Source organism: Burkholderia sp. CpTa8-5 (assembly GCF_017815045.1).
Classification (GTDB): Bacteria; Pseudomonadota; Gammaproteobacteria; order Burkholderiales; family Burkholderiaceae; genus Burkholderia; species Burkholderia sola.
The window spans coordinates 105,244-123,920 of the sequence record NZ_JAGIQD010000004.1; the positions used below are offsets into that span (position 1 = coordinate 105,244).

General features: G+C 67.7%; 20 protein-coding genes. 11 read left to right on the forward strand and 9 right to left on the reverse strand.

What is annotated here, in order from left to right:
* The first annotated feature begins 372 nt into the window (after nt 1-372).
* On the forward strand, nt 373-906 hold the full coding sequence (locus tag J8I35_RS08415) for a hypothetical protein (RefSeq protein ID WP_245170166.1): 534 nt from the start codon (nt 373-375) through the stop codon (nt 904-906).
* A 263-nt stretch (nt 907-1,169) separates the two neighbouring features.
* Entirely contained in the window at nt 1,170-3,167 is a 1,998-nt protein-coding gene (locus J8I35_RS08420) for a glycoside hydrolase family 28 protein (RefSeq protein ID WP_209924986.1), read from the forward strand.
* A 71-nt stretch (nt 3,168-3,238) separates the two neighbouring features.
* Here J8I35_RS08420 and J8I35_RS08425 read toward each other — a convergent pair whose 3' ends face one another.
* Together J8I35_RS08425 and J8I35_RS08430 are read right to left on the reverse strand one after the other, a co-directional pair.
* A complete protein-coding gene (locus J8I35_RS08425) occupies nt 3,239-3,748 on the reverse strand; it encodes a GNAT family N-acetyltransferase (RefSeq protein ID WP_124556609.1) in 510 nt (169 codons plus the stop codon).
* Nucleotides 3,749-4,015: 267 nt separating this feature from the next.
* The gene (locus J8I35_RS08430; protein ID WP_124556560.1) at nt 4,016-4,678 is read right to left on the reverse strand and encodes a glycine zipper 2TM domain-containing protein; all 663 of its coding nucleotides are present in this window, start codon (nt 4,676-4,678) and stop codon (nt 4,016-4,018) included.
* A gap of 461 nt (nt 4,679-5,139) precedes the next feature.
* On the opposite strand from J8I35_RS08430, the gene J8I35_RS08435 reads away from it, so the two are divergent.
* The 3 genes from J8I35_RS08435 to J8I35_RS08445 are packed head-to-tail and all read left to right on the forward strand — an operon-like array spanning nt 5,140 to nt 8,104.
* Nucleotides 5,140-6,339: an amidohydrolase family protein gene (locus J8I35_RS08435; RefSeq protein ID WP_209924987.1), complete on the forward strand. Its 1,200-nt coding sequence runs from the start codon at nt 5,140-5,142 to the stop codon at nt 6,337-6,339.
* A 49-nt stretch (nt 6,340-6,388) separates the two neighbouring features.
* Entirely contained in the window at nt 6,389-7,573 is a 1,185-nt protein-coding gene (locus tag J8I35_RS08440; RefSeq protein WP_209924988.1) for an amidohydrolase family protein, read from the forward strand.
* 54 nt (nt 7,574-7,627) lie between these two features.
* A complete protein-coding gene (locus J8I35_RS08445; protein ID WP_209924989.1) occupies nt 7,628-8,104 on the forward strand; it encodes a nuclear transport factor 2 family protein in 477 nt (158 codons plus the stop codon).
* 56 nt (nt 8,105-8,160) lie between these two features.
* Here the strand turns inward: J8I35_RS08445 and J8I35_RS08450 are convergent, their stop codons facing one another.
* Entirely contained in the window at nt 8,161-9,024 is an 864-nt protein-coding gene (locus J8I35_RS08450) for a LysR family transcriptional regulator (protein WP_050013410.1), read from the reverse strand.
* A 170-nt stretch (nt 9,025-9,194) separates the two neighbouring features.
* Nucleotides 9,195-9,614 carry a hypothetical protein gene (locus J8I35_RS08455; RefSeq protein ID WP_245170167.1) on the reverse strand — a complete coding sequence of 140 codons (420 nt, stop codon included), beginning with the start codon at nt 9,612-9,614 and terminating at the stop codon, nt 9,195-9,197.
* Between the two features lie 237 nt (nt 9,615-9,851).
* Here J8I35_RS08455 and J8I35_RS08460 point away from each other — a divergent pair, with 237 nt between their 5' ends.
* Together J8I35_RS08460 and J8I35_RS08465 are read left to right on the forward strand one after the other, a co-directional pair.
* The gene (locus tag J8I35_RS08460) at nt 9,852-10,655 is read left to right on the forward strand and encodes an ABC transporter substrate-binding protein (protein ID WP_050013409.1); all 804 of its coding nucleotides are present in this window, start codon (nt 9,852-9,854) and stop codon (nt 10,653-10,655) included.
* A gap of 31 nt (nt 10,656-10,686) precedes the next feature.
* Complete coding sequence (locus J8I35_RS08465) at nt 10,687-11,535, forward strand: phytanoyl-CoA dioxygenase family protein (protein WP_124556555.1); 849 nt, start codon at nt 10,687-10,689, stop codon at nt 11,533-11,535.
* Nucleotides 11,536-11,617: 82 nt separating this feature from the next.
* Here the strand turns inward: J8I35_RS08465 and hutC are convergent, their stop codons facing one another.
* Nucleotides 11,618-12,355: a histidine utilization repressor gene (gene hutC, locus J8I35_RS08470; RefSeq protein ID WP_124556554.1), complete on the reverse strand. Its 738-nt coding sequence runs from the start codon at nt 12,353-12,355 to the stop codon at nt 11,618-11,620.
* Between the two features lie 31 nt (nt 12,356-12,386).
* Nucleotides 12,387-12,929, reverse strand: coding sequence for an XRE family transcriptional regulator (locus tag J8I35_RS08475; RefSeq protein WP_209924990.1), 543 nt, complete (start codon nt 12,927-12,929; stop codon nt 12,387-12,389).
* 134 nt (nt 12,930-13,063) lie between these two features.
* On the opposite strand from J8I35_RS08475, the gene J8I35_RS08480 reads away from it, so the two are divergent.
* Genes J8I35_RS08480 through J8I35_RS08490 form a run of 3 tightly spaced genes read left to right on the forward strand, consistent with a single transcriptional unit; the run spans nt 13,064 to nt 15,494 of the window.
* Nucleotides 13,064-13,846, forward strand: coding sequence for an aldolase (locus tag J8I35_RS08480; protein ID WP_209924991.1), 783 nt, complete (start codon nt 13,064-13,066; stop codon nt 13,844-13,846).
* 50 nt (nt 13,847-13,896) lie between these two features.
* The gene (locus J8I35_RS08485) at nt 13,897-14,793 is read left to right on the forward strand and encodes a dihydrodipicolinate synthase family protein (RefSeq protein ID WP_089489902.1); all 897 of its coding nucleotides are present in this window, start codon (nt 13,897-13,899) and stop codon (nt 14,791-14,793) included.
* Nucleotides 14,790-15,494, forward strand: a complete 705-nt coding sequence (locus J8I35_RS08490; protein ID WP_209924992.1) for an MOSC domain-containing protein — start codon at nt 14,790-14,792, stop codon at nt 15,492-15,494. The genes J8I35_RS08485 and J8I35_RS08490 overlap by 4 nt, the downstream gene beginning before the upstream one ends.
* Nucleotides 15,495-15,511: 17 nt before the next feature.
* On the opposite strand, the gene J8I35_RS08495 is transcribed toward J8I35_RS08490, so the two are convergent.
* A complete protein-coding gene (locus J8I35_RS08495) occupies nt 15,512-16,273 on the reverse strand; it encodes an SDR family oxidoreductase (protein WP_209924993.1) in 762 nt (253 codons plus the stop codon).
* 406 nt (nt 16,274-16,679) lie between these two features.
* On the opposite strand from J8I35_RS08495, the gene J8I35_RS08500 reads away from it, so the two are divergent.
* Nucleotides 16,680-17,390, forward strand: a complete 711-nt coding sequence (locus J8I35_RS08500; protein WP_209924994.1) for a YceH family protein — start codon at nt 16,680-16,682, stop codon at nt 17,388-17,390.
* A gap of 99 nt (nt 17,391-17,489) precedes the next feature.
* Here J8I35_RS08500 and J8I35_RS08505 read toward each other — a convergent pair whose 3' ends face one another.
* Both J8I35_RS08505 and J8I35_RS08510 read right to left on the reverse strand, forming a co-directional pair.
* Complete coding sequence (locus tag J8I35_RS08505; RefSeq protein ID WP_124556551.1) at nt 17,490-17,912, reverse strand: hypothetical protein; 423 nt, start codon at nt 17,910-17,912, stop codon at nt 17,490-17,492.
* 28 nt (nt 17,913-17,940) lie between these two features.
* The gene (locus J8I35_RS08510; RefSeq protein ID WP_124594819.1) at nt 17,941-18,495 is read right to left on the reverse strand and encodes a hypothetical protein; all 555 of its coding nucleotides are present in this window, start codon (nt 18,493-18,495) and stop codon (nt 17,941-17,943) included.
* Nucleotides 18,496-18,677: the final 182 nt, after the last annotated feature.

The window sequence follows — 18,677 nt, forward strand, 5'->3', positions numbered from 1 at the left end:
TATTTGATTTCGAGATGGCACTGGTGAATGAAAACCGTAAAAACCCGTGAAGGTTTCCATGGATTTTTAACGGACTTCCCGCGATCTATCGTTGTTGCATGCCGTGGCGCGGAGGGTTCGCACAACGAGGCCAGTATTGGCTGTTGAGCGAATCCGTTACGTGTTTTCGATCGAATCCAGCCGACTCGACCGCGCGCGCCGCGGCTGGGCGCATCGAATGCCACGGAGATCGCGCCGGTTAATTTCGGGATAAGTGGGTTTCGAATTTTCCGGCAAAGGAAGGCGCGGACGCCCGAATCCCAACCCTCCGGAATGCGGGACTACACAATGAAAATCCGAACTTCTCTCACCGCACTCGTCGCATGTGGCGTCTTGACCGGCATCGCCCATGCGGGCTCGACGTCGCCGCAAGCGGTTGTCAAGAAAATCACGCTGACCGCGCACATCGGCGACAGCCTGTTCGTTTCACAGCCGGACAACACCGCATACGGCGTGGTCGAGCTGAGCGCGACCGACGGCAGACAACGGACGTTTGCGACGACGCTGCCGATCCGTGTGCGCACGACGAATCCCGATATCAACGTCACGCTGCTGCAGCCGCTGCGCCTGTCGAACGGTCTCGACGATCTTGCCAATACGCAGGTGGTGCTGACGGACAAGGCCGAAGACGCGGAAATCGCGCCCGGCGTTGGCCGCACGCTTATGCTGGTGAAACCGGGGCGGGACGGATTCGACGGCTATGACGAAACCCGCAACGTGAAGGTCAGCGCACAAGCGCCGGCTGTCGGCGGGACGGCACCGATCAACGGGCACTATCGCGGCGATCTGGTGCTGGTGTTCGAGCCGACAGCTTCGGCGGGGCGCGAGCCGACGACGGGAGCAGCGGTCGCGGCGGCTGGCGAGTAGGGGACCTCGCCCCGGCAGACATCGTCGGCCGGGGCTTTTCGATGGAAGTTTTTGCGCATAAACATACGATAACGTATCTCGCGGGACCCGTTCTCGAATGTGAGTGTGCGCACACATACCGTAGATTAGTGCAGTAAATACAGGGTAAACGACAGATGCATGTCGCGGCTCAATCGCGTCTAGACTGCTCAATGTAGTACGACGACGTATAAATAGAGATCCGCTATTCGGTGCATCGATACCCCTGCCCTGAAGGAGTGCCCATGGCCGCCCATCGCCGCCGTTCGTCTTCGTCCGTCCGATCGCCTGCATCGAAACGGGTCTCGCGCCGCGCGTTCATAGGCTGGACCGGCGCACTCGCCGGCGGCGCGATGCTCGGCAGCCCGTTCGCGGCCCGCCGGGCGTTGGCGGCAGGCGCGACGGCGAATGCGTCGGCGGTCGATCTCGTGTGGGCCGAGCACGGCGCGGCGGCGCGCATCGCGGCGTCGCTCGCGCACGTGTCGCGGCTCGCGCGGCACGGCCGCGACTTCGACGTGACGCACTACGGCGCGCGCCCGTGCGCGACGGTCGCGCAGACGTCGCCGTACCCGGCCGCGAAGTCGCCGGTCAGCCCCGGTTCCGACCTGACGACCGCGCCCGGCGCATTCGATTCGCGCCCGGCGTTTCTCGCGGCGATCGACGCATGCCGGCGCGAAGGCAGTGGCCGCGTCGTCGTGCCGGCCGGCGCCTGGTATTGCGCGGGGCCGATCGTGCTGCAAAGCAACGTCACGTTCCACCTCAGCGCGAACTGCACGATCTACTTCAGCCCGAACCCGGCCGACTACGCGAAGGACGGCCCGGTCGATTGCGGCGCGAACGGCCGGCTGTACTACAGCCGCTGGCAGGCGAACGATTGCCTGAACTACGGCGCGCCCGTCTACGCGCGCAACGCGACGAACATCGCGCTGACCGGCGAAGGCCCGACGTCGGTGCTCAACGGGCAGGCGATGACGCCGTTCTCCGGCAGCGGCGCGAACAGCGTCTGCTGGTGGACCTACAAGGGCTCGTCGGGCGCATACGGCGCGAGCGCGACGGTGCCGGCCCAGAACACCCCGAACCCGAACAACGTCGACCTGCGGATCGTCGTGCCCGCGATTTCCGACGCGCTTTATGCGCTGCTGACGTCGTCCGTCACGCCATGGCAGCAGGACCAGAACTACCTGCCCGCGCTGTCCGAGGCCGGCGTGGTGGTCGAGAAGCGCATCTTCGGCCTCGGTCACTACCTGCGGCCGTGCATGGTCGAATTCATCGGCTGCACGAATGTGCTGATGGCGAACTACCAGACGCAGAACACGCCGTTCTGGCAGCACCATCCGACCGCGAGCCGCAACGTCGTGATCCGCGGCGTGACGACCAACAGCATCGGCCCGAACAACGACGGCTTCGATCCGGACGCATGCACCGACGTGCTGTGCGAGGACTGCACGTTCAACACCGGCGACGACTGCATCGCGATCAAGTCGGGCAAGGACCGCGACACCGAATACGGGCCCGCGAAGCGGCACCTGATCCGCAACTGCGCGATGAACAGCGGGCACGGCGGCATCACGCTCGGCAGCGAGATGGGCGGCGGCGTCGAGCAGATCTATGCGACGAACCTGTCGATGCTGAACGCGAACTGGCAGACCAACCCGCTGAACATCGCGATTCGCGTGAAGACCAACATGAACCGCGGCGGCTACGTGAAGGATTTCCACGTGAAGGGCGTCACGCTGCCGAACGGCGTGACGCTGAAGGGCGGCGGCTACGGCAGCGCGCTGCTCGCGGGCAGCCCGGTCAACGCGAGCGTGCCGCTCGGCGTGGTCACGCCTGCGGCAGGCAATCCGTCGGCCGCGCAGGGCGGCATCGTCACGTTCGACTGCGACTACCAGCCGGCGAACGACGCGGTGCGCACGCGCGCGCCGGTCGTGCAGAACGTGACGATCTCCGACGTGAAGGCGAGCAACGTGACGCTGAACGGCGTGAGCGCGTCGTGCTTCCAGGCGATCGTCGCGCAGGGGCCAGTCGCGTTCGACTACAACGGCACGCCGCCGACGCCGGCCGTGCAGCCGATTTCCGGCGTGACGATCAGCAACTGCGACTTTGGCACGCCGGTCGCGTCGGGCACGCCGACGGTCACGTCGCCGGGGCCGATCTATGCGTTCAACGTGAGCGCGATGACGCTGACGAACGTGACGATCGCCGGGCAGGTCGTCAACACGACGATCACCGACAAGCGGTGAGATGAGGCGACGCGCCACGACGTTCGCGTGCGGCCGATCGATACCTGCACGCGAACACGAATACGAATACGCTACGCCAGCGTCTTCACCATGTAGTGCTCGTCGTAGAAGCGGCCATCGACGCACATCGAGCGCGGCTCCGTGCCGAACCGCACGAATCCCTGCGACGCATACAGCCGCTCCGCGGCGTGGTTGACTTCGTTCACGCACAGCATCAGCTGGCTGCATCCCCACGCGTTCGCCGCATGCGCGGTCGCGCGGTCGAGCAGCGCCTGCGCGACGCGTTGCCCGCGATACGCGGCGTCGACGTACACGCCCCAGATCGTCGCCTTGTGCGCGATCTTCGTGCGCGCATCGCGGCGTACGCCGGTGATGCCGACGAGCGTGCCGCCGTCGAACGCGCCGAACACGGCCTGTGCCTGCGTCGGCGTGAGGCGTTTCGCGAATTCGTCGACCGGCACCTGCGACTCTTCGTCGAGCGTCGGCAGGAAAGACGTCGGGGCGGTGTCGACCGCGCGCAGGCGGACGGTCTGGAACTGCGCCGCGTCGGCGGCGTCAAGCAGGCGGATCGTGATCGTCATCGGCGGCATTCCGGTTGAGGGGCGTGCATGCCGGCGCGCCGCTGCGGCGGTCGCGGGGATGCATCGTCCTAATCCTAATAGGAATTCGGATGCCGCGTGGCGATGCGCGGTGCGTCGCACGGGCGTGAACGAGAAGACACTGATGGCGGCGTGTCGTACCGCGATCAAGGAGGGTGCGCGTCAAGCGCATGCGCGGTCGCGCCGGTCTGGCGCACGACGTCGAACAGGCGACGTGCGCGCGATCGACTCACGCGCACGCCACGGGAATCAATAGCGCGACAGTTGATTGCCGTTGATCTGCACGCGGTCGCCCGGACGCAGGTTGCCCGGCGACTGCACGTCGAACGAGCGCATCGAGCCGTCGCTAACCTGCACGTCGATCCGGTAGCTGCTTGGGCCTTGCGCGGCGCCCATCTGCTGGCCGATCTGGTTGCCGGCCACCGCGCCGCCGAGCGCGCCGATCACGGTCGCCGCATCGCGGCCGTGACCGCGGCCGAACTGGTTGCCCACCAGCCCGCCGACCAGCGCACCGACGACGGTGCCGGCGATGCCCGACGGAGCGACCGAGCCGTTGACCGGCTGGATGTTCGACACGGTGCCGTACTGCGTGCCGTAGCCGTTGCCGTACGGGGTCGCGTATTGCTGTTGCGGGTTGCCGTACTGGTCATACGGCTGCGAGCCGTATTGCGACGGGTTGCCGTATTGATCGTACGGTTGCGGCGCCTGGTTCGGATACGCCGGTTGCTGCTGCACGTAGCCCGGCTGCGAATACGTGGGCTGCGCATAGCCGGGCGTCGCGTATTGCTGCTGCTGCGGATAGCCCGGCTGCGCGCCGTAGTAGCCCGGCGCGACGCAGGCGGTGAGCGGAAGCGCCGCCACGGCGACGAGCGAGGCGAACAGAACGGTCTTCGTGGAAGGCATGCGCATCATGATGTTTCCTGCATCGGCAACGTGTCCGCCGCTGGATTCCCGTCAGGGTGGCGAACTCGGCGTGAGTATAAGGAATGGCCGGATGCGCGTCCGGTGCGGCCGGGTAACAACGTGTAAAGTCTGTTGCCGCGTAAATCGCCGGTGGGGTGGGGCGTCGAAGGGGCGGCCGGCAACGGCGCGACGCGGTTTCCCGGCGCACGCGTGCGGGCGCTGCGCTCTATGCGCGGCCGCCGACATTCCAGCCGCTTCCACGGCCAACGACACCCGTTTTCGTGCTCGGTCCGCCGGCCCTGCGCGCCACACATCGCGAAATCGAATGCGCGGCATCGCGACTTTTAATTGGCCTCGCGCAGCGGCGTCCGATATCGTGGCCGGATTCCCTGCCAACGGTCGCGCCGCGCCGGCCGCGGTTCCTCCCCTGTCCGCGCCGGTGTCGCGCCGCGACCGCCCCAATCGAAGCCATGACCGAACGATTCTTCATCAACGCCCGCGACGCCAGCGGCCAACCCGTCAATCTCGTCGTCCGCGACGGCCGCTTCGCCGCGATCGGCGCCGATTGCACCGCCGCGCCCGGCGCGCAGACGATCGACCTCGACGGCCGCGTCGTGCTGCCTGGTTTCGTCGACGGCCACATCCATCTCGACAAGAGCTTCGTCGGCGATCGCTGGGTGCCGCATGAGCCGGTCGGCTCGCTGCGCGAGCGGCTCGCGGTCGAGAAGCGCCAGCTCGCGGCCGCGCCGCCGATCGTCGAGCGCGCGAACGCGCTGATCGCGCAGGCCGCCGCGTTCGGCACGATCGCGATGCGCAGCCACGTCGACGTCGATGCGACGACGGGGCTGTCGAACCTGCACGCCGTGATGGCCGCGCGAGAACAGTGGCGCGGGATCGTCGACATCGAACTGGTCGCGTTTCCGCAGGCCGGCGTGATCACGTGCCCGGGCACCGCCGAGATCCTCGATGCGGCGGTGCGCGAAGGCGCGGACGTGGTCGGCGGAATCGACCCGACGACGCTCGACGGCGATGCGGACGGCCAGCTCGACATCGTGTTCGGCATCGCCGAGAAGCGCGGCGCGAAAATCGACATCCACCTGCACGAGCCGGGCGAAACGGGCATCGCGCAATTGCTGCGGATCGCGGCGCGCGCGCGCGCGGCCGGGCTCGGCGGACGCGTGAACGTGAGCCATGCGTACGCGCTCGGCCAGGTGAGCGCCGACGACGTGCAGCGCACCGCTGCGGTGCTGGCCGACGCCGGCGTATCGATCCTGACGAATGCACCGGGCGACTGCGCGTTCCCGCCGGTGCAACGGCTGCGCGACGCGGGCGTGCACGTGTTCGCGGGCAACGACAACATCCGCGACGCGTGGTGGCCGTACGGCAACGGCGACATGTTGCAGCGCGCGATGATGGTCGGCTACCGGTCGGGCTTCTACACCGACGAAGCGCTCGGCATCGCACTCGACATGGCGACGCACGCCGGCGCGCGCGTGATCGGCAAGGAGCACTACGGAATCGCGGTCGGCTGCGACGCGAGCTTCGTCGCGGTGCGTGCGCCGAATGCGGCGGCAGCCGTCGCGGGCGTGCCGGCCGAACGCTGGGTATTCCGCCGCGGCGAAAGCGATCAGGGCGCACCGCTCGCGCCGTCGCTGCGCTTCATGCGCTGATCCGCCCGACCCGCGGCACCTTGCACCGACCGACCCGACCGGAACCGACATGACGAACCTGCTGATCCGCAATGTCCGCACGAACGCCGACGCCGCGCTCGATATCCTGATCGAAGGCGATCGCATCGCGCACGTCGGCCCGTCGCTCGACGCGCCCGCCGGCTGTGCGATCGAGGACGGCGCGCTCGCGCTGGCGCTGCCCGGCCTCGTCGAAGGCCACACGCACCTCGACAAGACCCACTGGGGGATGCCGTGGTATCGCAACGCGGTCGGACCGCGCCTCGTCGACCGTATCGAGAACGAACGCCGCTATCGCGCGACGAGCGGCCATGACGCGGGCGCCGCGTCGCTCGCGCTGGCGCGCGCGTTCCTCGCGGCCGGCACGACGCGCATCCGCACGCACGTCGACGTCGATACCGAAGCCGGGCTGCGCCATCTGCACGGCGTGCTCGCGACGCGCGAGACGCTGCGCGGGCAGGTCGAGATCCAGATCGTCGCGTTTCCGCAGTCGGGCGTGCTCAAGCGGCCGGGCACCGATGCGTTGCTGTCCGACGCGCTCGGCGCGGGCGCCGACCTGCTCGGCGGGCTCGATCCGTGCGCGATCGAAGGCGATCCGGTCGAGGCGGTGGACGTGCTGTTCGCGATTGCCGAACGCCACGGCCGCGGGCTCGACATCCATCTGCACGAGCGTGGGTCGATGGGCGCGTACTCGCTCGACCTGATCCTGCAGCGCACCGCGACGCACGGCATGCAGGGGAGGGTCACGATCAGCCATGGCTTTTGTCTCGGCGATCTCGCCGAGCGCGAGCGCGATGCGCTGCTCGCGCGGATGGCCGAGCTCGGCGTTGGCATCGTCACGACCGCGCCGGCCGCGGTGCCGGTGCCGCCAGTGGCTGCGTGCCGCGCGGCGGGCGTGACCGTGATCGGCGGCAACGACGGCGTGCGCGACACGTGGACGCCGTACGGTTCGCCCGACATGCTCGAACGCGCGATGCTGATCGGCATGCGCAACGATTTCCGCCGAGACGATGCGCTCGAAGTCGCGCTCGACTGCGTGACGCACGGCGCGGCGCGCGGCTGCGGTTTCGCGGATTACGGGCTGCAGCCCGGCAGCCGCGCGGATGTCGTGCTCGTCGATGCGCTGACGTTCGCGGAGGCCGTCGTCGCGCGGCCGGTGCGGCGTCTCGTCGTATCGTCCGGGAAGATCGTCGCGCGTCATGGCGCGCTGGTCTGAGCGCCGCGTCGCCCCGGTATGATCCGGTTTTCAACCGGATGTCGGGAGACGACGATGCGACGCACGACCGCGGCACGGGCCGCACGATGGATGGCGGCGGCCCTGTTCGCCGTGAGCGCCGCGCATGCGGTGGCGACCGGCTCGGCCGACGACGCGCAGCAGGAAGCCAACCGGCGCACGGTGCTCGCGTTCTACGAGAAAGGCTTGAACGAGAAGGATGCGGACGCCGCGCTCGCGTATGTCGGCGATCGCTACGTGCAGCACAACCCGAACGCGGCCGACGGGCGTGACGGTTTCCGCAAGTTCGTCGCGTTTCTGCGCGACAAATATCCGCAGTCGCACAGCGAGATCAAACGTTCGTTCGTCGACGGCGACTACGTGATCCTGCACGTGCACGCGGTGCGCGAACCGGGCACGCGCGGCAGCGCGATCACGGATATCTTCCGGCTCGAGCACGGCAAGATCGTCGAACACTGGGACGTCAACCAGCCGGTGCCCGAGCAGGCGGCGAACGGCAACACGATGTTCTGACACGTGTGGCGCGCGGCGCCCCCCTGCGCGCCGCTCCCGTTCGAAATCCGCTTCGCCTACCGCCCTTCGAGTTCCAGCATCGCCGCGAGCGTCTTCGTCAGCGCGCGGACCATCGGGTCGGCCGTCGGCCGATGCAGGATCGCGATGTCCATATGCTCGATCGGCGCGAAGCCCTGCTTCGCGGTCAGCACCACATGCTCGTCCGTCACCACGCGCGCGGGCAGTACGCTGATGCCGAGCCCGTCTGCGACCGCCGCCTGGATGCCGCTCAGGCTCGACGTCGTGAAGCTGATCCGCCAGCGGCGGCCGCGCTCCTCGATCGCCTTGATCATGTCGTCGCGGTAGAGTCCGCGCGGCGGGAACACGACGATCGGCACCGGGTCGAGATCGATCGACGGATGCTTCGCGCTGTCGATCCAGCGCAGCTTCTCCGGCCAGCGCACGACGGCCTCGCGGCTGTCGCGCCGCTGCTTGATCAGCACGAGGTCGAGTTCGCCGCGATCGTACGCGGCGCTGATGTCGCGGCTCAGCCCGCACGTCACTTCGAGCTTCACCTGCGGATGCTCGCGCTTGAACGCCGCGAGCGCGTGCGTCGTGCGGCCCGCCGCGAAATCGTCGGGCACGCCGAGCCGGATCGTCAGCGCGACCGTCGCGCCCGACAGCGCCTCCAGCATCTCGTCGTTCAGCGCGAGCATGCGTCGCGCATAACTGAGCACCGTCACGCCCGCATCGGTCGGCCGCACGTCGCGCGCGCCGCGGTCGAGCAGGCGGTGGCCGGCGATTTCCTCGAGCCGGCGCACCTTCTGGCTGACCGTCGACTGCGTCGAATGCAGGCGCGCGGACGCCGTCGTGAAACTGCCGCAGTCGGCGACCATCACCAGCGCACGCAGCAGGTCGATGTCGAACAGGGGTCTATTCATTTATGCACTTCTAGGGATTCGGGCATTTCATTTTCAAATGCATGCGACGACTTTTAACATGGCAGGGCAGCGCGGGCAATCGCGGTTTCGCCGGAGTTGGGCGGGTGTTTTGCGGGGTTGGGAGGTGCTTGACGACTTCCTGTGGATGACGTTCGCGGGCGCGGTAGGGATCAGCGGCGGCGCGATTTGGGTTCAGGCGTGCCGCCGGGGAGTTTTCGCAGGAATGCGTCGGCGAGTTCAACGCAATAGTCGAACGACGGCGTGTAGCCGAGTGTCCGGATGTCGTCGAACCGCGGTTGTACGCCATCAGCGTCCATTCGTCGTAGCCGGGAGACGTCAGATTCCGGGAGACCCACGAAGTCGATTTCGCCGTCGGGCAGCATCAGCTTTACGAACCCGGCGTGTGCCTCATCATTCGGCGTGATGTCGGACGCGGCATCGCTGATGCGGGGATTCACGTCGAAAAATTCCATCGCAGTATAGGGCGCGTTGCCAGTAGATTCGACGGAACCGCGGGAAACACCTCGCGGTGGTGGCCGGTGTCCGGAAAACGCATTCTGGGTCAGGTGCGGATAGCGCAGGGTAGACATCCGAAATTTCCCGGAAAATCTCTCACTGGAGCGTCACCCGCGTCCCCGGCTTCGATCTTTTATTAATCCGCCGCCCTCCCGCATTTCCCTGCTTGTGCTCAAAAATCAAGCGGTCTAGACTGCATGGCAGTTTCACCGAAGTCCCTCGTCTTTCGCGCCCCGCGCCGGCACCCCGTCGCATCGCCCCAAACCGAACGCCGGCATCGCCCGCCGCGTCGAGACTTTCAAGGACCCGCCATGAACCGCACCGCAAAGCTCCTCGTCACCGCGCTGGCGTTCGCACCGCTCGTATCGTTCGCGCAGGACGCGTCGACGATCCGCTGGGGCATCGACCCCACGTATCCGCCGTTCGAGGCGAAGCAGCCCGACGGCTCGCTGGCCGGCTTCGACATCGACCTGCGCAACGCGATCTGCGAGCAACTGCATGCGAAGTGCGTGTGGGTCGAACAGAGCTTCGATGGGATGATCCCGGCGCTGCGTGCACGCAAGTTCGACGTGATCATGTCCGCGATGACGGCCACCGACGAGCGGCTCAAGCAGATCGACTTCTCGAACAAGCTGTATGCGTCGCCGGGCGCGCTCGTCGCGCCGGTCGGCTCGAAGCTGCTGCCGAATGCCGCGTCGCTCGCCGGCAAGCGCGTCGGGATCGACCAGGGCACGACGCAGGAGGCGTACGCGAAGGCCGAATGGGCGACCAAGGGCGTGACGATCGTGTCGTACCAGAATCAGGACCAGGTGTATCAGGATCTGGTGAACGGCCGGCTCGATGCGACGTTCCAGGACAAGACCCAGGCCGGCTACTCGTTCCTGAAGACGCCGCGCGGCAAGGGTTACGCGTTCGCGGGCCCGGACGTGACCGACGCGCGGATCACCGGACACGGCGTGGCGATGGGCATACGCAAGGGCGACGGCGACATGAAGAAGCGGCTGAACGACGCGATCGTCGCGATCCGTGCGAACGGCACGTACCAGAAGATCGCCGCGAAATACTTCGACTTCGACATCTACGGCGCAAAGCAGCAACTGACTTCGGCGCCGTGATCCCGTGACTCATCCCATCGACAGGCACACCATGACGAGTATCCAGGATCGCGTCGCGCAAGCCGTGACGCCCGAACTGATCGCCGCGTTCCGCGACGAAGGCGCGGTCTGCATCAAGGGCATCTTTTCGCCGGACGAAGTGGCCGCGCTGCAGGCCGGCATCGACGCGAACCTCGCGCAGCCGAGCGAACGCGCGAAGGTCGCGAGCCGGCCCGACGATCCGGGCTGGTTCTTCGAGGATTTCTGCAACTGGCAGCACAACGACGCGTATCGCGACTTCATCGTGCGCTCGCCGGCGCCGTCGGTCGCCGCCGCGCTGATGGGCACGGACACCGTGCGGCTGCATCACGACCACCTGCTCGTGAAGGAGCCCGGCACGCGGCAGCGCACGCCGTGGCACCAGGACCAGCCGTACTACGACATCGAAGGCGACGACAACGTCAGCATGTGGATTCCGGTCGATCCGGTGCCGCTCGAATCGACGCTGGAATTCGTCGCGGGTTCGCATCGCGGGCCGTGGCTGATGCCGCGCACGTTCATGGACAAGGAGGCGAAGTGGTTTCCGGAAGGCAGCCTCGCCGACCTGCCCGACATCGAAGCCGACCGCGCGGCCTTCCCGATCCGTCGCTGGGCGCTCGAACCGGGCGACATGGTGTGCTTCCGGATGCTCACGCTGCATGCGTCGGGCGGCACGCAGAACCGCCGGCGCGCGTTTTCGATCCGCTTCGTCGGCGACGATATCCGTCACGCGCCGCGCCGCTGGAAAACGTCGCCCCATTTCCCCGGGCTCGCGGAACAACTGCCGGACGGTGCGCCGCTCGATCACCCGCTGTTTCCGGTCGTGTGGTCGCGCGATGCGGGGCAGGTCGGCGCGATCTGACTCTGGCGCGTCGAGGTAACGAACCCGGCGGCGGTTCCAGGGACGAAACGGCCGTCGTGCGTTGGGCGCGTGCGACGAAGGATCAGGTCGGGTGGCGCCCCGCGCCCGGTTTGAAGCGCGAGCCGAGCCGGTAGCGGTTGCCCGGATGCAGGAAGTGCACGAACGTGACGGGCAGCCCGTCCGTCCACGTGCGGCGCGTGAGCGTCAGGCACGGCTCGTCGGCGCGCATGTCGAGCAGCCGCGCCTGCTCGCCGGTCGGTAGCGACGCGTCGACGACGTGCTCGATTTCCAGTTCGTGGTGCGACACGTTGTTGTACAGGTACTCGGACGGCGGCTCGGTCTGGAAATCCTGATCGATGAAGCCGGGCGCGGCGGCCGGGTTCACGTAGCGATCCTCGAGCTGGATCGGGCGGCCGTTCTCCTCGTGCACGCACACCACGTGAAAGACCGGCGTGTTGACCGGCAGGCCGAACGCGGCCGCGACGTCGAACGACGCGGGCTCGCGCGACTGGCTGAGCACGCGGCAGCGGTACTCGTGGCCGCGCGCGCGGATCTCGTCGCGGATATGCGCGATCATCAGCAGGTTCGACTGCGGCTTCACCTCGGCGACGAAGGTGCCGACGCCCGCGATGCGCTTGAGCACGCCTTCCTCGGTCAGCTCGCGCAGCGCGCGGTTGACCGTCATGCGCGCAACGCCGAACTGCGCGGCGAGATCGAGCTCGGACGGGATGCGGTCGCCGGGGCGCCAGTCGCCGGACTCGACGTGCTGGCGAACGAGCGTCTTGATCTGCTGGAACGGTGCGGTGGCCTTGGTGACCATCGGAAGATCCTTGCGCGAAGAAGTGACGAGGCTAGTCGTCGTGGCTGACGATGACCAGGATCTCCGCCTGCGCGGCGCCGAGGCTGCGCGTGCGGTGCGGGATGAGTGCGTTGAAATAGACTGAATCGCCGGTCCTGAGTTGCACCGTCTCGTTCGGAAATTCGATTTCGACGCGCCCCTTGTGCACGAACAGGAATTCCTCGCCTTCGTGTTCGCGGAACGTCGACGCGACGAATTCGTGGGGCGGATGCACGACGAACGGCAGCATCTTCTTCGGCGCGACGCCCGCCGCGATGCTCTCGAAGCGGTGCGTGTGACTATCGGCTGCCGCGCCCATCGCGGTGCGCTCGCCGGCGCGCGTGACCGTGATCAGCTCGCGGTTGCTGCTTTCCGAGAACAGCTGCTCGACGTCGACGTTCAGCGCCTTCGACAGCTTCAGCGCGACCGCGATCGACGGCACGCTCAGGCCGCGCTCGACCTTCGACAGGTAGCTCTTGGTGAGGCCGGTCTCGTCGGCCAGCACGTCGAGCGTCCAGCCCTTCTGTTTTCTGAGCAGCTTCAGGCGAATCGTCATGGGGCGCCAGGTGTCCTTCGAAAAACCGATTGTAACGCATGACACAAAGTGTCATTCGGTGTATCGTGTGTCACGCACGCCGGAAAAAACGGCCGCGGACGGCGCGGCAGACCCGGTTCATTCAGGAGGCGAACATGGCGGAAACGCTGAATTTGACGAAGGAAGCGCTGGTCGCGCTGGCGGAGCGGCGGCTTGAAAACGAAGTGGGCGACAGCGGCTGGTCTGCGCGACAAAAGCTCGCGCTGACGTGCCGGATCCTGTTCGACGCCGGCCACGACTCGGGCCTGGCCGGGCAGATCACCTGCCGCGCGGATGCGGCCGGCACGTACTACACGCAGCGGCTCGGGCTCGGTTTCGACGAAATTTCGGCCGCGAACCTGCTGCGCGTCAACGAGGATCTCGACGTCGTCGATGGCGAAGGCATTCCGAACCCGGCCAATCGGTTCCATACGTGGATCTATCGCGAGCGCCCGGACGTGAACTGCATCATCCATACGCATCCGGCGCATGTCGCGGCGCTGTCGATGCTCGAACAGCCGCTGGTCGTGTCGCACATGGACACCTGCCCGCTGTACGACGATTGCGCGTTCCTGAAGGACTGGCCGGGCGTGCCGGTCGGCAACGAGGAGGGCGAGATCATCTCGAGGGCGCTGGGCAGCAAGCGCGCGATCCTGCTGTCGCATCACGGCCAGCTGGTGGTCGGCAAGACGATCGAGGAGGCGTGCGTCCTCGCGCTGCTGATCGAACGCGCGGCGAAGCTGCAACTGCTCGCGATGTCGGCCGGCGAGATCAAACCGGTGCCGCCGGCGCTGGCGCGCGAAGCGCACGACTGGATCTCGAAGCCGAAGCGCGATGCGGTGACGTTCGACTACTACGCACGCCGTGCGTTGCGTACGCATCGGGATTGCGTCGCTTGAGCGCGTGCGCCGTTTCGATCTCTTCACACAATCATTGAGGAATACCCATCGTGTCCATCCTGCTGAAAGGCATCATTGCCTACCCGGTCACGCCGTTCTCCGCCGCCGGCGACGTCGACCTGAAAGCGCTCGATGCGCTGATCGAACGCCTGATCGCCGACGGCGTTCACGCGATCGCGCCGCTGGGCAGTACCGGCGAAAGCGCATACCTGTCCGATGCCGAATGGGAGGCCGCCGCCACCGCGTCGATTCGCGCGGTGCGCCGGCGCGTGCCGACCGTCGTCGGGATTTCCGATCTCACCACGGCGGGCGCGGTGCGCCGCGCCCGCTACGCCGAACAGGCCGGCGCCGATGCGGTGATGGTGCTGCCGGTGTCGTACTGGAAGCTCGGCAACGACGAGATCGTCGCGCACTATCGCGCGATCGGCGACGCGATCGGCATCCCGATCATGCTGTACAACAACCCGGCGACGAGCGGCGTCGACATGTCGCCCGACCTGATCGCGACGATCTGCCGGGCCGTCGACAACGTGACGATGGTCAAGGAAAGCACCGGCGACATCGGCCGGATGCACCGGCTCGCGCAGTTGAGCGACGGGACGATTCCGTTCTACAACGGCAGCAATCCGATGGCGCTCGCCGCGCTGGCCGCGGGCGCGTCCGGATGGTGCACGGCCGCGCCGAACCTGAATGCCGCGTTGCCGCTCGCGTTGTTCGACGCGATGCGTACGGGCGATCTCGCGCGCGCCAGATCGGTTTTTCACGCGCAGTTGCCGTTGCTGCAGTTCATCGTCAACGGCGGGTTGCCGGTGACGGTGAAGGCCGGGCTGAGGCTGCGCGGTTTCGACGCCGGCGAACCGAGGCGGCCGCTGCTGCCGCTCGGCGACGCACGCACGCGCGAACTCGAGCGCCTGCTGGCGGCGCTGCCGGAGGTTGCCGCGGCATGAGCGACGACGCGCGGCCGGCGATCGCGGCCGTCATCGACGCGGTGCGGATCGGCGCGAGCCGGCCGCTCGCCGGCACGCCGCACGCGAGCGCGATCGACAAGCAGCCGGTCGATGCGCGCCGCTGGTTGGGTGCGCTCGGCTTTGCCGGCGACGAGCAGGCCGATGCGCGGCATCACGGCGGCCCCGACAAGGCCGTTCATCACTATGCGCACGATCACTATGCGTGGTGGGCCGGGCAGATCGGCGCGCGCGACGTGCTCGCCCGGCCGGGCGCGTTCGGCGAGAACCTGTCGACGCGCGGCATCACCGAGCGCGACGTGTGTCTCGGCGACGTGTTCACGCTGGGCGGCGCGGTGCTGCAGGTGTCGCAGTCGCGGCAGCCGTGCTCGAAGCTCAACGCGCGTTTCGATCATCCGAGGATGGCGGCGCTCGTGCAGCAAAGCGGCCGGACCGGCTGGTACTACCGCGTGCTGCAGGAAGGCTGGGTGGCGGCGGGCGACGTGCTGGCGCTGCATGCGCGCCACTACCCGCAATGGCCGTTGTCGGCGGTGCTCGACGTGCTGTATCGACGCACGCTCGACATGGCCGCGCTCGACGCGCTGTGCGACGTGCCGCTGCTGCCGCCCGGCTGGCGCAAGATGCTCGAGAAGCGCCGCACGGAGCGGCAGGTCGAGGACTGGACGAAGCGGCTCGAAGGATGACGGGCCGCGTCCGATGCTTACTTCGTCGGCAGGTTGCGCACGTCGGCCGTCGGCTCGTTACCGAATGCGTCGCTCAGCACATAGCCGATCAGCTGTCGGGCGGTGGCCTCGGGCGTGGCGAGCGCGCCGCTCGCCTTCAACTCGTCGAATTTCTCGCGCATCGGGAAATTGTTTTGGTCGGTCGCGCGGATCGTGGCCTGCATGCCCGTATCGACGACACCCGGCGCGACGCTGCAGATCCGCAGTGCGCCGTTCGCGTCGAGCGCGACGGCGCGCGCATGGTGATCGAGCGCGGCCTTGGTCGCGCAGTAGATGCTCCAGCCCGCATACGCGTTGCGCGCCGCGCCGCTCGACAGGTGCGCGATCCGGCACTCGGTCGCGGCCGACGCGGCTTGCACGAGCGCGGCCGACAGCATCAGCGGCGCGGCGACGTTCAGGCCGACCGCGCGGGCGACGATCGTCGGGTCCTGCACGGCGAGCGGGCCGATCGGATCGACGACGCCCGCGTTGTTGAACAGCAGCACGAGCGACGCGCCGTCCACGAAGCGGCACAGCGTGTCGCCGGCCAGCCAGGCCGCGACGGCCGTGGAATCCGACAGGTCGAGTTCGACTTCGGCGAAGCGCTCGCCGGCCTGCGACGCGAGCGACGGATGGCGGCTGCGCGACACGCCGAGCACGGCGATGCCTTCCTGCAGCAGTTGTTCGGCGAGCGCCGCGCCGACGCCGCGCGTGTGTCCGGTGACGATGGCGCGCACGGGTGCGGGAGAAGATGCAGTCATGGTGGTGAACCGGTGAGGGGTGAACGGTAGTGGCGAGCGGCGCGCACGCACGGCGGCAGTGAATTCGGGGCGAGTGATGCGTGGTATCGACGAGCGAAGACGGTCGCGCGCGGCGCGCTCGATATCGGGATGAGCGCCTATCGTAGCGCCGGCATGGGCATCGCGCAAACGCGGGGGCGTGCGCGAAGGCCGAATCTGCGGCGCTGCGGCCCACGCATCGTCGCATTGCACCGCGCGCGATCGGCCGCGCCGCTACGTCGGACGAAAGCATGCCGCGGCACGTGCGCGCGCTGGTGCGATGAGCGGCGCCGGGCCGCTCGCCGCGGGCTATCATATGGCTCGCCCGTGCGATGCCGCGCGGGCCGCGATCGTTTCCCTTCACCTGCTGCACGCCGCGACGCTACTCATGAACACCACGCCGGATACGCCCACGCCCCGCGCCCTTCGCGAACTCACGCCCCTCGAGGCCCGCATTCTCGGCGTGCTCGTCGAGAAACAGCACACGGTGCCGGATACCTACCCGCTGTCGCTGAACGCGCTGACCGCGGGCTGCAACCAGAAAACCGCGCGCGCGCCGGTGATGAACGTCAGCGAGGACGAAGTCACGACCGCGCTCGACGGGCTGAAGCACCTGAGCCTCGTGATGGAAGGCAGCAGCAGCCGCGTGCCGCGTTTCGAGCACAACATGAACCGCGTGCTCGGCATCCCGAGCCAGGCGATCGCGCTGCTGACGATCCTGTTGCTGCGCGGCCCGCAGACGGCCGCCGAGCTGCGCCTGAACAGCGCGCGCCTGCACGGCTTCGCGGATATCTCGTCGGTCGAGGCGTTCCTCGACGAACTCGCGGCGCGCACGCAGCCCCTCGTCGTCCGGCTGCCGCGTGCACCGGGTGCGCGCGAGAACCGCTGGATGCACCTGATGTGCGGCGAAGTGAACACGGCCGACTTCGCGAGCGCGGATGCCGGCGGTGGCGCGGATTCGGTGCCGCCTTCCGAATTCGAGGCACTGAAGGCCGAGCAGAAGCGCCTCGCGGACGAAGTGGCGCGACTCAATGCGCTGGTTCAGCGGATGGCGAGCGAACTCGGTATCGACGTCGACGCGCCGGGCGACGCGGGCTGACAGACGCCCAAGGCACCTGAAACGGAGTGACACCGGCGCACACGCGCTCACGCGCGCGCCGGGTGACGAACGCGCTCCGCAACCCTACCCGAAGCCGCATTACCAGCGGCACCCCGCCTTCGCGGACGCATCGACGTCCTGCGCCCACGCGAAATCCGTTTGCTTGCCGGTGCGTGCGTTGCGGTACGTCATCGAATAGACGATCGCGCCCTGGCTCGTCATCTCGTACTCGCCGTTGATCTTGCCGTCGACCATTTCCCACCACGTGGTCGTGAACTGGTACGGTCGGCCCTCCGCCAGTTCTTCGTGATCCTCGTGCTTGAACAGCAGCGGGATCGCCGTCTTCGACTTCGCATACCGGACGACACCGCCTTGCCACTTGGCCACGTCGTCGTAGTACGTGCGCAATTCGAAGCGCACGGGTTTGTCTCCGCTCGTCTGAAAACACAGCACTTCGGTACTGACTTCCGCCGACGCGGGCAATGCGATGCACACCAGCAACGCCGCGAATGTTTTTTTCATGTTCGTCTGTCCGTCATGGAAAAGCGCTTCAACCGACACTGATTCGCGTGGCGCCCGCATCGACGAGCCGGAACAGCAGGTCCTCGACCGCCGCGCCCGGCGCCGAGCCGAGATCCGCGTTGACGCGCCATCCGTGCTCGGTGTTCGCCGGTTCCGACAGATAGTGAACGATGCCGTGCAGGCCGTCTTCGGCCGGCATGCTTTCGTCGTCGGCGTCGAACCACGCGAAGAACCAGGTCTTGAACACCTCGGTGGCCGCGGCTTCGTCGAGACCGTCGGCTTCGATCGTCGCCCAGTCCCACACGAACGGATGGATCGATACGGCTACCGTTTCGAGCTCGAACGCGAACGGCTCGAAATCGAGTTGCGTGGTCGAATCGACCATCGCCGGCTGGCCAGCCGATTCGCCTTCGCCGTGAATGGTGTCGGCCCGGCATGGCAGCGCGAGCGGGCCTTCGGTGGCGAGCGTGCCGTCGGCTTTCCGGTAGGCCGGCTCGACGACGGCGGCCGGTTGCGTGGCCGCTTGCGCGAGCAGGTCGGCGTAGGGTTGGCGGATGGCGCTGAGGAGGTCGGATACGGTCATCGTGGCGTGTCGGGCAAGGGGTGAACGATCGGTCGCAGGCAGGCGGCGCATGGTGCCGCCGGTGTCGAGCGAGGGGCCGCATCGGCAGCGGACAGCCACGATCGTACGGCACCGCGGTGACACGCGACCACTCGGCCGAATGGCCGGCGGACCGCGATCGCCGTCACGTCGCGACCCGTCGT